Source organism: Streptomyces sp. NPDC057287 (assembly GCF_042667905.1).
In the GTDB taxonomy this organism is placed as follows: domain Bacteria; phylum Actinomycetota; class Actinomycetes; order Streptomycetales; family Streptomycetaceae; genus Streptomyces.
The window spans coordinates 16,004-30,951 of record NZ_JBHUYV010000006.1 but is presented as its reverse complement, the minus strand read 5'-3'; the positions used below and the strand labels follow the sequence as shown (position 1 = coordinate 30,951).

Sequence of the window (14,948 nt, the reverse complement as noted above, 5' to 3'; positions counted from 1 at the left end):
GCGCCTGAGGTCGCAGGGTGGGGAGCACCGGCCGGCACGTCTTCCCGCCGGCCGGAGCCACGGCCGCCCACCGCCCTGGAGACCCGGGGCACGATGGGCAGGGTCGTCCTCGTCCCGTGACGGAAGTCCTAGGGCAGCCTTCCCAGGCCGCCTCCTCGGGCAGCCGCCTCAGACCGCCCCGAGCTCCGCCAGCGCCCCGTCCGTCAGCCGGTACACCGTCCACTCGTCCTGGGGCCGCGCGCCCAGCGACTCGTAGAACGCGATGGACGGGGCGTTCCAGTCCAGCACCGACCACTCCAGGCGCCCGTAACCGCGCTCCACACAGATCCGCGCCAGCTCCGTCAGCAGCGCCTTCCCGTGACCGCCGCCACGCCGTTCCGGGCGCACGTACAGGTCCTCCAGGTACACACCGTGCACCCCGCGCCACGTCGAGAAGTTGAGGAACCACAGCGCGAACCCGACCACTTCGCCGTCGTCGTCCGACACCGCGATGTGCGCGTACGCGGCCGGCCGTTCGCCGAACAGGGCCTCGTGCAGCTGCTTCTCGGTGGCGTTCGCCTCGTCGAGCGCCTTCTCGTACTCGGCGAGCTCTCGCACCATGGCGTGGACGGCGGGAACATCTTCAGGGGTGGCTACGCGAATCATGGGGGCAGCCTAGACAGCAGGGCCGGCCCCCCGCCGCTCAGTACCGCCCCAGCAACCGCCGGGCGATCTCCGCGTGGTGCGGAGCCAGCCGCCATCCGCCCCGGACCCCCCACAGACCGTTCTGCAGGACCCGGCCCAGTGTCCAGGCGCGCGCCCGCTCCCGGTCCAGCCCCAGCACCCCGGACAGCAGATCGAACCTCCACAGCACCTCGGCAGCGTCGAACCTGTTGTCCAGGGCGGGGAACAGCTCGAACCCGGGGTCGCCGGCGAGCGGCTTCGGATCCAGCACCACCCACTCGTCCGCCCGGCCCTCCTCCGCGCGCCCGGCCAGGATGTTGTCGTAGTGGAGGTCCCAGTGCAGCAGCCGGTCGCCCGGTTCCCCCGCCACCTCCCGCACCGCCGCGGCACAGTCCAGCAGCAGTCGCCGCTCCCCCTCGTCCGCCACTCCCGGGGCCACCGCGGGCGCCGCCTCCAGCATCCGCGCGGCCGTGTCCCCCAGGCTCCGCATCCCCGGCGGAGCGGGCACTCCCCCCAGTCGGGCGAGCGAATCCGCCAGCACCCGCACCGCCGCCCGCGCATCCAGGACCCCGGTCAACGGCCGCCGCTCGTCGAGCCGTTCCAGCAGCATCGCCCCGGTCGTCGCGTCATGCTCCAGCAGGGCCACCGTCCCGGCTCCGGCCGCGCCCCAGATCCGCAGCGCGACGGGCTCCCCCGCCGTCTCCTCGTCCACCATCTGAAGCTTCAGCGCCGCCCGGCGGCCGTCGGTCTCCCGCACCACCGGAAGCACCAGCGCGCACATCCCGGACATCGCGTCCCCGTCCGGGCGCAGCCCCCACTCCTCCAGGAACCCCCCGGCCAGCCCGGGCAACGCGCGTGCGAACGCGTCCCCCGCAGCGCCGCCGTGCGCCCTCAGATTCACCGTCAGGTCGTCCGGTACGTCGATCACACCGCGAGCCTAGGGGTACCGTCCCTCCAGCGACTGGGCTGCACACGGACAAGCAGGGGACACATGAACACCGTCAACGGCGGCATTTCGTTCTGGTACGCGAACGAGGGCACCCCCGCCCCACGCGAACCCCTGCCCGGCGACGCCTCGGCCGACGTGTGCATCGTCGGCGGCGGCTACACCGGGCTCTGGACGGCGTACTACCTCAAGAAGGCCGTCCCCTTCCTCAACATCACCGTGCTGGAAGCCAAGTTCTGCGGGTACGGCGCCTCCGGCCGCAACGGCGGCTGGCTGTACAACGGCATCGCGGGCCGCGACCGCTACGCCAAGCTGCACGGCCACGACGCCGCCGTCCGTCTCCAGCAGGCCATGAACGACACCGTCGGCGAGGTCATCCGTGTCGCCGGCGAGGAGGGCATCGACGCCGACATCCACCACGGCGGCGTCCTGGAGGTCGCCCACACCCCTTCCCAGCTCGCCCGCCTCAAGGACTACCACTCCGTCGAGATCGCCTTCGGCGAGACCGACCGCGTCCTGCGCGGCGCCCGCGAGACGGCCGAACGCGTCCGCGTCAGCGGAGCCGTCGGCTCCAGCTGGACCCCGCACGGCGCGCGCCTCCACCCGGCCAAGCTGGTCAAGGGGCTCGCCGACACCGTAGAAGCCCTCGGCGTCACGATCCACGAGTCGACCCCCGTCACCGAGATCAAGCCCAAGCACGCCGTCACCCCGTACGGCACGGTCCGCGCCCCCTACGTGCTGCGCTGCACCGAGGGCTTCACCGCGGGCCTCAAGGGCCACCGCCGCACCTGGCTCCCGATGAACTCCTCCATGATCGTCACCGAGCCCCTGCCCAAGGCCCTCTGGGACACCATCGGCTGGGACGGCCGCGAGACCCTCGGCGACATGGCCCACGCCTACATGTACGCCCAGCGCACCGCCGACGACCGCATCGCCCTCGGCGGCCGCGGCGCCCCCTACCGGTACGGCTCGGGGACCGACAACGACGGACGCACCCGGCCGGAGACCGTCGAGGCCCTGCGCGACCTGCTCGTCCGCTTCTTCCCCACCACCGCGGGCACCCGCATCGACCACGCCTGGTCCGGAGTGCTCGGCGTCCCCCGCGACTGGTGCGCCACCGTCACCCTGGACCGCAGCACCGGCCTCGGCTGGGCCGGCGGCTACGTCGGCTCGGGCGTCGCCACCGCCAACCTCGCGGCCCGTACCCTGCGCGACCTGATCCAGCAGGACTCCGGCCAGGCCGGTCCCACGGACCTGACCGCACTCCCCTGGGTCGGCCACCGGGTCCGCCGCTGGGAGCCCGAACCCTTCCGCTGGCTGGGCGTCCACACCCTCTACGCCGCCTACCGCGCAGCCGACCGCCGCGAGGCCGCCTCGCCACACCTCGCCACCGACCGCATCGCGGAGGTGGCGGACCGCATCTCGGGACGCCACTGACGGACCTCGTCCCGGGACTCCACGGACGCGGGGCGCGGCGCCGGGCCCCGCTCCCTGATCCGGCACGGTCCGAAACGAGAGGCCCTAGCCCAATCAGGAGAAAAGGCGACTCCGTGCGGGTGACGGCGCGCAACCCTGCCTTCGCGTGTGCTCCCACTCCCCATTGACTGACGGTCACCACACCACGGCGACCCTCTCCCGGGGCGCCTTCGCGCGACCTCGACGCCCGTGTGCCGACTCCGGCCGGTGCGGGCAATGAGAAGGGACCGACTTTCTATGCGGGTGCTGCGGAACATCGCCTGGAGCGCGATCGCCTCGCTCCTCCTCCTCGTCGGCCCGGTGCCGGCCGCCCACGCCGACACCGGTGGCACGGTCCGGCCCGGCGCCCACTGCCCGACCGACGGCCGGACGAGGGGGACGAGCGGAGCGCCCAACCCGGCGCTGGAGCAGTACTACCTCGACGACTGGCGGCTCGGCCCCCGGGTCCTGCCGAGGACCGGTGCCATCGGCGCGATGCTGCGCGGCTACGACCGTACGGGCCCGACCTCGGCGTACTGGTTCCTCGGGTGCTACTGGCAGACCAACCCCGTGACGGCCGAGTCCGGTTGGTGGTACCCGGACAACGACGGCTTCGTCCTCGACCGCGCGGGCAACCCCGTGAAGAAGTCGCTGACGCTCAGGGTGGGGCAGCTGGTCGACCTGTTCGGCAGCGGGCGCGGCAACTTCCTCGCCCCCGCCGGAACGCCGTACGCCAAGCGGGCCATCCCGCCGAGCAACCTCGACAGGTACACCGACGACTACCCGTACAGCTACCGCCTGTACCGGGTCAAGGAAGCGTTCACCGTGCAGGCCGGACGCATCCGGCCCTGGTTCGGGCAGCCCGGTCTGGGCATCCAGTACAAGACGGACCCGCGGGTCTCCGAACTGGTCACCGCCCAGAAGCTCGAAGCCCTGAACTGATCTCGGCCGCACTCTCCCGGGCGGGTTCCGGCACTGCCGGGGCCCGCCCGGACGCATGCACGGCCGGGGCCCGCCCGGACGCCGTACACACAGGGGGAACCCGGGCGATGGACACGACCGAGCTCACCGAGCGCCTCCGCCGCGAGGGCGTCCCGGACGCGCTGTACGAGATTCCGGGCGTCCACCCCGTGGCGCTCCAGCTGGACGCCTACTACGTCCTGCGCCGGGAGGGGGATGCGTGGCCGGTTCTCCTGCGCCAGCGGGGCACGGACGAGGTGATCGCGCGCTTCGACACCGAGGCGGAGGCCTGCCGCTACCTGTACGACACCCTCACCGACGCACCGCCCGCCGTCCCAGGAGGCCCCGAACGGGTCGACCGGCTCCTGGCCGACGCCGACGAGATCCAGCGCCGGGCCGAGGAGGACTTCGACGGGGCACCCGGCCGGGACGCCGACGCGCCACCGAGCACCTGAGCCCGGGTGCCGGCGCCCCGGATGTCAGGGGGCGGCAGGCAGTCCGGACGTACGGTCGTCAGGCGTACGAGCATCGGACGTACGAGCGTCAGACGTACGGTCTTCGGCCGGCGGTTCACCCGCGACGATCACGTGGCCACCGGCGGACCGGCGGCGGCGCAGTCCGGAACCGCTGACGAGCGTCGCGAGCAGAGCCGCGACGAGGGGCACCCAGAGCGCCGCCCGGTATCCGTCGAGCAACGCGCCGGGTGAATCCGACGCGGTGGCGGCGACGTTGACGGTCGCGGCCGCCGAGAGGCCCAGCGCCGCACCGAACTGGAACGAGGTGTAGAGCAGCCCGCCGGCCAGGCCCTGTTCCTCCTCCTTCACGCCCTCGGTGGCGACGATCGTGAGCGGACCGTAGGCCAGCGAGAAGGCGACGCCGAGCAGCAGCAGGCTCGGGACCATGGCCGCATACGTCCAGTCGGCGCCGACGGGCACGAAGAGGGCGTACGACAGGGACGCGAGGAGCAGCCCGCCGACGATCAGCCTGGCGTTGCCGAAGCGGGCGACCAGCCCGGGCACGAGGACCGGAGAGAGGATCGCGTCGATCCCGATGACGATCATCGCGAAGCTGGTCTCCAGCGCGGACCAGCCGCGCAGCTCCTGGAGATAGAGGACGACCAGGAACTGGAAGCCGAAGAAGCCCGCCGCGAAGAGCAGTCCGACCACGTTGGCGCGGACCAGAGCACCGCTGCGGAAGATGCCGAGGCGTACCAGGGGGGCCGGTGAGCGGCGTTCGATCACGACGAACGCGGCGAGGGCGGCGAGACCCGCCACGACTGTGCCGAGGGTCCAGGCGAGCGACGTGTGACCGGCGCGTTCGACGCCGACGACCAGCAGCAGGATCGCCGCGGTGATGGTGAGGCCGCCGGCGAGGTCGAGGCGCCCGCCGGCACGGTCGGGCCGCGGGGATTCGGGTACGAGGACGAGCGCGGCGAGCAGGATCAGGGCCGAGAGCACGACCGGGGCGAAGAACACCCAGCGCCAGTCGACGGAGGCGAGCAGGCCTCCCACGACCAGCCCGATCGAGAATCCGCCCGCCGCGGTGCCGGAGTAGACGAGCAGGGCCTTGTTGCGGCGCGGGCCCTCCTCGAAGCCGGTGGTGATGATGGAGAGACCGGCCGGGGTCATGAAGGCGGCCGCGACTCCCGTGACGAACCGGGCCGTGATGAGCATCCATCCCTCGGTGGCGAATCCGCCGAGCCCGGAGAAGACCAGGAAGACGGCGAGCCAGAGGACGAACATCCGGCGCCGCCCGAAGAGGTCGGCGGCCCGCCCGCCGACCAGCATGAAGCCGCCGTATCCGAGGACGTACGCGCTCATGACCCACTGCAACGAGCCGGTGGACAGGCCGAGATCGGCGCGGATGGAGGGCAGGGCCACATTGAGCATGGCCACATCGATGCCTTCCAGGAAGATCGCGCCGCACAGGACGAGCAGCACGCCCCAGTCACGGGCACCGAGCGGGGTGACGACCGCTGCTTTCTGCTCACTCATGTCGGTTCAGCTCCAAGGGAGAACGGGGTGGTGGAAGGGGTGCTGCCGCCGGTGCCGAGGGCCTCCGGCGGGGGCTCCTCCACCATCGGCCAGGGCACCTGAGCGGAACAACGGCGAAGATCTGCACGTTCGTTCAGTCAGGCTTACCGATCCGGTTCATCTGGGGGATCTGATGGAACGCGACGAGATCGAGTGCTTCCTGCTGCTCGCCGACGAGCTGCACTTCGGCCGCACGGCCGACCGGATGCGGCTCTCCCGCGCGCGGGTGAGCCAGCTGGTGCAGCGCCTGGAACGGCGCGTCGGCGCGCCGTTGTTCGTACGCACCAGCCGCCGCGTCGCCCTCACCTCCCTGGGCGCACAACTGCGCGCGGACCTCGAACCGCACCACCGCGCGATGGAAGCCGCCCTCGCCCGTGCCGTCGCCACCGCGCGCGGCATCGACACCGTGCTGCACGTCGGGTTCTCCAACCCGCTGACCGGCGAGATCGCGCTCAAGGCGGCGGAAGCCCTGCGGGTCAGCCACCCCGGCCTCGCCGTGGAGATCTGCGAGGTCCCGCTGACCGATCCGTTCGGACAACTGCGCAGCGGCGCGTTCGACATCCAGCTCCAGGAGTACCCGGTGCGCGAGGGCGACCTCAGCGGCGGCCCGGCGCTCCTCGCGGAGGAACGCGTCCTCGCCGTCTCCTCGGCGCACCCGCTCGCCGCGCGGGACTCGGTGTCGATGGAGGACCTCGCCCGCGTACCTCTGCTCACGATCGAGGGCGAGCTGCCGGACTACTGGCTGGAGCAGCACGTCCCCACACACACGCCAGGAGGACGGCCGATCGAACGCGGGCCGGCCGTGACCCAGATGCAGGAGGCGCTGATGCTGGTCGCGGGCGGCAGGGGCGCCCTGCTCACGGCCGCGCACACGAGGACGTACTACACGCGCCCGGGCATCGTGTACCTGCCCTTCGTCGACGCGGAGCCCGTCGGATACGGCCTGGTGTGGCGGGCCGGGAGCGCCACCCGCGCCCTGCACGTCTTCGCCGGAGCGACCCGCAGGGCGGCGGGCGAGGTGACGCAGGGCGCCCCACGGACGACCCTGCCGACCTGACGCCACTCAGGGGCACGACGCCGCGGGCGGCCTCTTGTCCCCGAACAGAAAACCCCAGGTCACGGCAGTCGTGACCTGGGGTTTCGTGGAGCCCCCGCCGGATTCGAACCGACGACCTACGCATGACACGTTGTCGGATCGTGTGAGCGCTCCGCACCTGACCTGTGGCGTCGTCCGGGCAATACGGGCGGTACGGGCATGGGGGGTCTGCCATCCGTATGGCGTGTCAGATCACCCAGAGCAGCCCGTTGCCGCCCAGGAGGGTGGCGCTTTGCTGGGTGAGGCCGACGGAGGACGCGGTGAACATGCGGCTGCCCGCGGCTGTCGGTCCGGAGGTGCCGCCGGGGAGGACCCAAACGGCGCCCGTGGAGTTGTTCTCGCCGGCAGCTCCGACGAACAACTCGGCTTTGCCGTCCTTGTTCACGTCACCTGCGGCGACCGTCGTGCCGAAGAAGTCGTCGACCTCTGAGCCGCCGGGGACACCTGCTGTGTCCTGGGTGAATGCGTACGCCCCGGTGCCGAGGGCGCCCGTGCGCCGTCCGGGGACGACGGTCACCTGCCCGGCCCGGCCGACCGTGCCGATGGATTCGTACGGCGCCCCGACCACGATGTCGGCGAGCCCGTCACGGTTGAGGTCGGCAACCGCCAAAGCGCCGCCGAAGGCGTCGTACTTCTCACCTCCGCCGGGGACGCCGGCGGTGTCCTGCGTGATCTGGACGGGTGCCGCGTCGGCCGCGATGCCGAGCGCCGAGCCGTACCAGACCAGGATGCGACCGCCCAGCACACCGTCGACCCCGGCGACTTCGGGTTCGTCCGGGTCGCCGACCACGAGATCGGCGAATCCATCGCCGTTGAGGTCGCCGGTTGCGGAGATGAGACCGTTGCCCTTCCGGAGACCGGGTGACACACCGGGCTTGTACACGTGGTTCTCGGAGTTCACGAAGACCACGCCACCGGAGAGGCCACCGTAGCGATAGGTAACGTTCACATGGTCCTGGGCTCCGTCCCCGTTGAGGTCGCCGAGCGCCACTGACTCGCCCGAGGACATGTCCGCCGGCACGGCCGCGTTGCCGAACGATCCGGTGCGACTGAAGGGGCCGGCGAAGCGGACGGTCCCGTGCCAGCCGCCCACCAGGACTTCGGTCTTCACTCCCGGGCCGGCGCTGACAGCAGCCAGGTCCAGGCCGTAGTACAGCGGATCGCTCTCCGGTGTCGGCAGGTTGGTGCCTGTAGTGAGACCGGCGCTGCTCCCCCACAGCACCGTCACTGCCCCGGCATCGATCCCCTGGACCGTGCCCTCGTAGGGCGACGAGACGATCAGGTCCGTGTAACCGTCGCGGTTCAGGTCCGCCGTGGCGGTGGCGGCACCGAACCGGTCGTACGCCTCGGCGGTACCCGGCACGCCGGCGGTGTTCTGCGTAATGATCTTCCGCGAGGTCGTCGACAGTCCCGACTTCGCCCCGTACATCACGACGACCGCACCAGCCGCCTCCTTGCCCGCCACGTCGGCGCCGGGGGCGGGCAGGACGGCGTCACGGTAGCCGTCGCCGTTGAAGTCACCGGGTACCGCCCCGTGCACGGCGGCCGCTGGAGTGGCCGGCAGCAACGTGCCGCCGATCAGACCGGCGACCAGAAGGGCAGCGGCTCTCCATCTGCGCCCGGTCAGAGCACGGTTCGTTCTCATGTCGAGTCCCCCTCCACCCCGGGCACACCTCCCGTGCACCCGAACGACGCGACGGATTGTAAAGGCGTGCGAGGCGCTGTGGCCGGGTGGGGACACTGCAGAAGCCTTTTGGGACGATCGAAGCAGCGGTCGGAGGTACTGAAGCGAGGCGCGTTCGCCCTGGACCTCGCGTCGCGGCTGTCACGCAGTTGGACAGCAGCAGAAAACCCCAGGTCAGAAGCCGTCTGACCTGGGGTTTCGTGGAGCCTCCTGTCGGATTCGAACCGACGACCTACGCATTACAAGTGCGTTGCTCTGGCCGGACTGAGCTAAGGAGGCGTGCTGGAGCAGTCTAACCGGAGCCGGGCCGGATCCTGCCCGATATTCGGGGCCTCGGACCTACTGACAGATCCGAAAACGCCAGGTAGCGTCACCTCAGGTTCACTCCAGTGGACCACACCACTCCCTTACTCGGATCGTCCGGCACGTTCCTGCCGGTGGAGGAGAAGAATCGCCATGGCCAGTGTCACGTTCGACAAGGCGTCCCGCGTCTACCCCGGCTCCACGAAGCCGGCTGTGGACCAGCTCGAGATCGACATCGAGGACGGCGAGTTCCTCGTCCTCGTCGGTCCTTCCGGTTGTGGCAAGTCGACCTCCCTGCGCATGCTCGCGGGTCTCGAGGACGTCAACGGCGGCGCCATCCGCATCGGTGACCGCGACGTCACGCACCTGCCCCCGAAGGACCGGGACATCGCCATGGTGTTCCAGAACTACGCGCTCTACCCGCACATGTCCGTCGCGGACAACATGGGCTTCGCACTGAAGATCGCCGGGATCAACAAGACGGAGATCCGGGCGAAGGTCGAAGAGGCCGCCAAGATGCTGGACCTCACCGACTACCTGGACCGCAAGCCGAAGGCGCTCTCCGGTGGTCAGCGCCAGCGTGTGGCGATGGGCCGCGCCATCGTGCGTGAGCCGCAGGTCTTCCTCATGGACGAGCCGCTGTCGAACCTCGACGCCAAGCTCCGCGTGTCGACGCGTACGCAGATCGCCTCGCTGCAGCGCCGCCTCGGCATCACCACCGTGTACGTCACCCACGACCAGGTCGAGGCCCTCACCATGGGTGACCGCGTCGCGGTCCTCAAGGACGGCCTCCTCCAGCAGGTCGACTCGCCGCGCAACATGTACGACCGCCCGGCGAACCTCTTCGTCGCCGGCTTCATCGGCTCCCCGGCGATGAACCTGATCGAGGTCCCGATCACCGACGGCGGCGTGAAGTTCGGCAACAGCGTCGTCCCGGTCTCCCGCGAGGCGCTCTCCGCCGCCGCCGACCGCGGTGACCGCACCGTCACCGTCGGCATCCGCCCCGAGCACTTCGACATCGTCGAGCACGGCGGCGCCGCCGCGACCGGCCTGTCCAAGGCCTCCTCCGACGCCCCGGCCGGCCTGGCCGTCTCCGTCAACGTCGTCGAGGAGCTCGGCGCCGACGGCTTCGTCTACGGTGCCGCGCAGGTCGGTGGCGAGCACAAGGACCTGGTCGTCCGCGTCGGTGGCCGCGCCGTCCCGGAGAAGGGCACCGAGCTGCACGTCGTGCCGCGCCCGGACGAGCTGCACGTCTTCGCGACGTCGACCGGTGAGCGCCTGACCGGCTGATCGCCCAGCCTGTCGGATCCACCTGATCCCGCCGCCACGGCCCCGCGTCCCCTGGACGCGGGGCCGTTCGCGTGTCGCGGGCAGGATCGGGTTTCGGATCCTGCGGGCGTCAAATACCCTGGCACTCCGGTCAATTCGCCCCGGCGCGTCAACGCCCGATTCGAAAAGGCCACTCGAACCATCCCCCGCAGGGGTGACGAAATGTCGCCGAGCGGTCACTGCCCGCTACGCTCGCCTGCGTGACCCACACCGCGCGCCGCATCGGCCGAACCCTCGCCCTCGTACTGCCCGTCGTCATGGTGCTGTCCGGGACCCTCGCGGTCACCCGCGTGCAGTGGTCGGGGCAGGACACAGAGACCCAGTTGCTGACCGCCGCCTCGGAGACCGTCTCCAAGCAGGCGAAGGCCCGGGCCCCCCAGGACGTCCTGCGTGACAAGCTCATGCTGGAGCTCCGCGAGAAGGACCCGGGTGTCGCACTGACGAGCCTCCAGCGCACCGTCGAGGGACGCCCCTCGCTGGCGAAGCACTGCATGTCGATCGCCAGGGCGCTCGGCAAGGCCGCCGTCGACCAGTACGGGCCGACCCGCGCCCACCGCTTCTCCCGGCCGGTCTGCGACACCTCGTTCGCCTCGGGCGTCGCACAGTTCAGCTGAGCCGGGTGCGTCCGGGCACGGCATATCGTGCCTGGCATGCATACGTATCCGACGCAGGCCGTGATCCTGGCGGGTGGTCAGGGCTCACGGCTGCGCCCGTACACCGATGACCGCCCCAAGCCGATGGTCGAGATCCCGGGGACCGGGACCCCGATCATCGGCCATCAGCTGTCCTGGCTGGCCGCCGAGGGCGTCACCGACGCCGTGATCTCGTGCGGCCATCTTGCCGATGTGCTGCAGGAGTGGCTGGACTCGGCCGATCTTCCGTTGCGCGTCACGACCGTCGTCGAGACCGAGCCTCTGGGCCGGGGCGGCGGTCTCAAGCATGCCGCGACGCGGCTGCCCGAGCCGTCGGAGCCCTGGTACGCGACCAACGGCGACATCTGGACCCGCTTCTCGCTGCGGGAGATGGCCGCCTTCCACGCCGAGCGGGACGCCACGGCGACACTTGCGCTGGCCCGGCCGCGGATCCCGTGGGGCGCGGTGGAGACGGACGCGTTCGGGCACATCACCGACTTCATCGAGTCGCCGCCGTCGCCGTATCTGATCAACGCGGGCGTGTACGTCTTCGCGCCCGCGTTCACCACGATGCTGCCGGACCGCGGCGACCACGAGCGGACCACGTTCCCCCGGCTGGCCCGCGAGCGCCGGCTGGCCGGCTTCCCGCTGCCGCACGGGGCGTACTGGCGGGCGATCGACACCGCGAAGGACCTCACGGAGGCGGCGAAGGAGCTGGGCGCCCACGCGGGCGGCTGAGCCGGCTCACGCACGTACGCGAGGGCGGCCACCGGATGTCCGGTGGCCGCCCTCGCGGTGTGAGGCGGCTGCGTCAGCCCAGCAGGCCGCCGATGGGGTTCTGTCCGGCTCCGCCGGAGGACGAACCACCGTCCGAGCCGCCACTGGAACCGCCGCCGTCCGACCCGCCGGTGGTGCCGCCCGAGCCCTCGGAACCGGACGAGCTGGGGCCCGTGTCGCCGGACGGGGGCTCCTGCGGGGCCGGCTCCTGCGGGGGTGCCTGGCCGGTGCCCTGGGTCTGGCTGGGCGCGCCCGTGCTCGCCCCTGCCGTCGGGCCGGAGTCGCGTGAGGACTCGGAGCCGGGGGTGGACTCCTCGGCCGACGGGGTGCCGGGGGCACTGGAGGGGGACGTCTCGGGCGTGCGGTTCTCCGGAGTCATGGAGGGCTTGCGCTTCTTGCCCTTCGTCTCGCCGGGGAGCGGGGAACCGGGCAGCTGGTTGGTCGGATAGCTGTCGGGGCCCGGCACGGTGACGACCTCGGTGGAGCGGACGGCCCCGCCGAGCATGGAGCCGACCAGCAGGGTCAGACCGACGACGACCGTGGCGACCACGGTCCCGCGGCGCAGCACCCGGCGGCGGAGGTCCCAGATCTCGGAGCGCGGCCCGAGCGTGCGCCAGGCCTCACCCGCGAGGCGTCCGTCGAGGGAGTAGACGGGGGCGCCCGCGATGACGAGAGGGCTCCACGCGGCCAGCAGGATGATGTCCGGGGTGTTGTAGGCGGCGGCGGTGCGCCAGCTGACCGTCACCAGGATGGCGGCGGAGAGCAGGACACCGAAGGCCGCGGCGACCCGCTGCCACAGGCCGAGGACGGTGAGGACGCCGACGACGATCTGGAGGAAGGCGACGGAGAGACCGGCGGCCACGGGGTGCGAGAGCGCGAAGTCGCGCAGGGGCTCGGCGGCGGCCCAGGGGTGCAGCGAGGTCAGCCACTTGACCATGGAGCCGCGGTCGCCGCCGTCGAAGTAGGCGGGGTCGCAGAGCTTGCCCATGCCGGCGTAGATGGAGAGGAAGCCGAGGATCACGCGGAGCGGGAGCAGGACGACGCCGAGGTTCATCCGGCGGCCGGGGTAGTAGGCGTGCCGGACGGTGTCGTTGGCGTGGCGCCGCTCTCCGCCGGAGGCGCCGCTCTGCTCCTCGGCGCCGTGATCGTCGTAGGTGAGGTCGTGCGCGTGGGCCGGGGGCTCGGAGGAGTCGTAGGCGCCGACGGCCTGCCGCATGGGCGGCAGCAGCGGCCCGGAGCGCCCGCCTCCTGGCCGTTGCGGGGCGACGAGCACGGGGTTGGGCTGGGTCTCGTCGAGGCGCGGGATGACCTGGGTGCCGCCGCCCCCGTCGTCGTAGCCCGAACCGAAGTCGCCACCGGGGCGCGCGTCGAGATGGCCGGCGGTGGAGTTCCGTACGGCCTGCAGGAGTCCGGTCGCTCCGGGGTCCCCGGGCTCGGACCTGCCGCTCCAGACGACGGGAGCCCGCCTGCGGCCCCCCGCTCCGCCCATGGCGGGGATCCTGAGCGGTCCGGCGGAGCCCACGGGGCGCAGACGGGTGCGCTGGCCCGGGGCGAGCTGCACCCGGAAGCTGGCGTGGCTGACGATGACCTGCGCGGGGTCGCTGTCCACCTTCGTCATGCTCAGGGCGGGTTGGTCGTCGAACCGAGGCGTTCTGGTGTCCACACTCATCTAACCGAGTGATGTGTGATTAGGACACTGCCTTGACGCGTCCGAAGTGTCCGAGACCCGTCAACATCCCTCCACACCGGGCGAGTCCGTGTACTCCGGGCATGCTGACGGAGGCGGCCGGCGGGGTTCTACGGGGCCGGGAAGGCGTTGCGCCGGGGCCCCGGAGGTCCGAGGGGGACCCGGCCGGCCTTCGGTTCCGCGCCGTCGGTGTCCCCTCGGGCATGAGCGGGTGCGGAGGCCGGGTGCCGCATCGCGTACGGCACCCCGCAGACAGGTGACGTACGCCGCCCGGCCGGTGCGGCACTCCGCCGGGCGGATCCCGCGCAGCGGGCGCGCCGGGGGGGGGGCGGCCCCGGGAGAAGGGCACGCCGGTCGTGCGCTCCCGCGGGTCGGCGCAGGGACCCGGGGCTCCGGGTCCCTACGGTCTCAGGGGGTTCACGCCCTGCGGCGGGCCACCTCGTAGAGGACGATGCCCGCGGCGACGCCCGCGTTCAGCGATTCGGCGCCGCCCGGCATGGAGATCCGGACCCGGTAGTCGCAGGTCTCGCCGACGAGGCGGCCCAGGCCCTTGCCCTCACTGCCGATGACGATGACGACGGGGCCCGCGAGCTCCTGCAGGTCCTCGACGGTGTGCTCGCCGTCGGCGGCGAGGCCGACCACGGTGAGGCCGGCCTTCTGGTAGCCCTCCAGGGCCCGGGTCAGGTTCGTGACACGGGAGACGGGCGTACGCGCGGCGGTGCCCGCCGAGGACTTCCACGCTCCGGCTGTCATACCCGCCGCCCGGCGCTCCGGGACGACCACGCCGTGGCCGCCGAAGGCGGATACGGAACGGACGATCGCACCGAGGTTGCGGGGGTCCGTGACGCCGTCGAGGGCGACGATCAGCGGGTCCTCGTTGTTGTCGTACGCGGCGGCCGTCAGGTCCTCCGGGTGCGCGTACTCGTACGGCGGGACCTGGAGGACGAGACCCTGGTGGTTCAGGCCGTTCGTCATCCGGTCGAGCTCGGGGCGCGGCGCCTCCATCAGGTTGATGTTGCCGCGCTCGCCGGCGAGCTGGAGGGCCTCGCGGACCCGCTCGTCGTTGTCGATGTACTGCTGGACGTAGAGGGTGGTGGCGGGCACGCCGTCACGCAGTGCCTCGAAGACCGGGTTACGGCCCACGACCATCTCCGACGTGCCCTTGGCGCCACCGCGGCGCGGGGCGGGGCGGCGGGACAGGGCCTGCTTGGCCTGTGCGTTCGCCACCCTGTTCTTCTTGTGTCCCTTGCGGGCGGAGGCGGGCGGCGTCGGTCCCTTGCCTTCGAGAGCACGGCGTCGGTTACCGCCGCTGCCGACCTGCATGCCCTTCTTGTTGGACGTGCGGCGGTTCCTGCGCTGGCTGTTCCCGGCCATGACCTACCT

At 71.8% G+C, this 14,948-nt stretch carries 13 protein-coding genes and 1 tRNA gene; 7 read left to right on the top strand and 7 right to left on the bottom strand.

Translation table 11 applies throughout. The annotated features are described in order from the left end of the window. Window positions 1–168: 168 nt before the first annotated feature. Together ACFUNE_RS13010 and ACFUNE_RS13005 are read right to left on the bottom strand one after the other, a co-directional pair. A complete protein-coding gene (locus ACFUNE_RS13010) occupies window positions 169–645 on the bottom strand; it encodes a GNAT family N-acetyltransferase (protein ID WP_383565780.1) in 477 nt (158 codons plus the stop codon). 37 nt (window positions 646–682) lie between these two features. Further along, window positions 683–1,591: an aminoglycoside phosphotransferase family protein gene (locus tag ACFUNE_RS13005; protein ID WP_383565778.1), complete on the bottom strand. Its 909-nt coding sequence runs from the start codon at window positions 1,589–1,591 to the stop codon at window positions 683–685. Window positions 1,592–1,654: 63 nt separating this feature from the next. On the opposite strand from ACFUNE_RS13005, the gene ACFUNE_RS13000 reads away from it, so the two are divergent. The 3 genes from ACFUNE_RS13000 to ACFUNE_RS12990 all read left to right on the top strand — a co-directional run bounded on the left by ACFUNE_RS13000 (window position 1,655) and on the right by ACFUNE_RS12990 (window position 4,479). Next, window positions 1,655–3,046 (top strand): NAD(P)/FAD-dependent oxidoreductase, encoded by a 1,392-nt coding sequence (locus ACFUNE_RS13000; protein ID WP_383565776.1) that lies wholly within the window; start codon window positions 1,655–1,657, stop codon window positions 3,044–3,046. A 276-nt stretch (window positions 3,047–3,322) separates the two neighbouring features. Beyond that, entirely contained in the window at window positions 3,323–4,006 is a 684-nt protein-coding gene (locus ACFUNE_RS12995; protein ID WP_383565774.1) for a TNT domain-containing protein, read from the top strand. Between the two features lie 107 nt (window positions 4,007–4,113). Beyond that, window positions 4,114–4,479 carry a hypothetical protein gene (locus tag ACFUNE_RS12990; protein ID WP_383565772.1) on the top strand — a complete coding sequence of 122 codons (366 nt, stop codon included), beginning with the start codon at window positions 4,114–4,116 and terminating at the stop codon, window positions 4,477–4,479. 24 nt (window positions 4,480–4,503) lie between these two features. On the opposite strand, the gene ACFUNE_RS12985 is transcribed toward ACFUNE_RS12990, so the two are convergent. Further along, window positions 4,504–6,018 (bottom strand): MFS transporter, encoded by a 1,515-nt coding sequence (locus tag ACFUNE_RS12985; protein ID WP_383565770.1) that lies wholly within the window; start codon window positions 6,016–6,018, stop codon window positions 4,504–4,506. Between the two features lie 172 nt (window positions 6,019–6,190). Here ACFUNE_RS12985 and ACFUNE_RS12980 point away from each other — a divergent pair, with 172 nt between their 5' ends. After that, a complete protein-coding gene (locus ACFUNE_RS12980; protein ID WP_383565768.1) occupies window positions 6,191–7,114 on the top strand; it encodes a LysR substrate-binding domain-containing protein in 924 nt (307 codons plus the stop codon). 226 nt (window positions 7,115–7,340) lie between these two features. Here the strand turns inward: ACFUNE_RS12980 and ACFUNE_RS12975 are convergent, their stop codons facing one another. Together ACFUNE_RS12975 and ACFUNE_RS12970 are read right to left on the bottom strand one after the other, a co-directional pair. After that, window positions 7,341–8,798 (bottom strand): VCBS repeat-containing protein, encoded by a 1,458-nt coding sequence (locus ACFUNE_RS12975; RefSeq protein WP_383565766.1) that lies wholly within the window; start codon window positions 8,796–8,798, stop codon window positions 7,341–7,343. 240 nt (window positions 8,799–9,038) lie between these two features. Further along, window positions 9,039–9,116, bottom strand: a tRNA-Thr gene (locus tag ACFUNE_RS12970). Window positions 9,117–9,293: 177 nt separating this feature from the next. Between ACFUNE_RS12970 and ACFUNE_RS12965 the strand changes: the two genes are divergently transcribed. The 3 genes from ACFUNE_RS12965 to ACFUNE_RS12955 all read left to right on the top strand — a co-directional run bounded on the left by ACFUNE_RS12965 (window position 9,294) and on the right by ACFUNE_RS12955 (window position 11,839). Beyond that, a complete protein-coding gene (locus ACFUNE_RS12965) occupies window positions 9,294–10,430 on the top strand; it encodes an ABC transporter ATP-binding protein (RefSeq protein ID WP_383565764.1) in 1,137 nt (378 codons plus the stop codon). A gap of 239 nt (window positions 10,431–10,669) precedes the next feature. Beyond that, window positions 10,670–11,083: a hypothetical protein gene (locus ACFUNE_RS12960; protein ID WP_383565762.1), complete on the top strand. Its 414-nt coding sequence runs from the start codon at window positions 10,670–10,672 to the stop codon at window positions 11,081–11,083. 36 nt (window positions 11,084–11,119) lie between these two features. Then, window positions 11,120–11,839, top strand: a complete 720-nt coding sequence (locus ACFUNE_RS12955; protein WP_383565760.1) for an NDP-sugar synthase — start codon at window positions 11,120–11,122, stop codon at window positions 11,837–11,839. Between the two features lie 73 nt (window positions 11,840–11,912). Here ACFUNE_RS12955 and ACFUNE_RS12950 read toward each other — a convergent pair whose 3' ends face one another. Next, window positions 11,913–13,547, bottom strand: a complete 1,635-nt coding sequence (locus tag ACFUNE_RS12950) for a DoxX family membrane protein (RefSeq protein WP_383565758.1) — start codon at window positions 13,545–13,547, stop codon at window positions 11,913–11,915. A gap of 435 nt (window positions 13,548–13,982) precedes the next feature. Further along, window positions 13,983–14,939: a 23S rRNA (guanosine(2251)-2'-O)-methyltransferase RlmB gene (gene rlmB, locus ACFUNE_RS12945; RefSeq protein ID WP_383565756.1), complete on the bottom strand. Its 957-nt coding sequence runs from the start codon at window positions 14,937–14,939 to the stop codon at window positions 13,983–13,985. Window positions 14,940–14,948 lie beyond the last annotated feature (9 nt).